The sequence below is a fragment of the Colwellia marinimaniae genome (assembly GCF_002207865.1).
Taxonomy (GTDB): domain Bacteria; phylum Pseudomonadota; class Gammaproteobacteria; order Enterobacterales; family Alteromonadaceae; genus Colwellia; species Colwellia marinimaniae.
Genome location: NZ_BDQM01000247.1, coordinates 1 through 275, shown reverse-complemented (window position 1 = coordinate 275; position 275 = coordinate 1). Strand labels below are relative to the sequence as shown.

1 protein-coding gene is annotated in these 275 nt (G+C 51.3%); it reads right to left on the bottom strand.

What is annotated here, in order from left to right; translation table 11 throughout:
- Positions 1-275, bottom strand: a 275-nt coding sequence (gene dapF / locus MTCD1_RS19130) for a diaminopimelate epimerase (RefSeq protein ID WP_088569013.1), incomplete at both ends; no start/stop codon positions are given.

Here is a 275-nt window from a genome sequence, read left to right as displayed (position 1 = left end):
CAATACACACATCTTGGCCGAGCTTCCCTTGTAATTGACCCACAACCACCGCGGCACATGCGCCAGTGCCACAAGCTTGGGTTTCACCAACGCCACGTTCATATACCCGTAATTTGGCATGGTCCGGCGACAATATTTGCATGAAGCCAGCATTAACACGGTTAGGAAAACGCTCATGATGGGCGATCGCATGACCAAGATCGGCCAATGGTGCAGTTTCAATGTCATCGACGATGGTCACACAATGCGGATTACCTATCGACACGGCACCACAA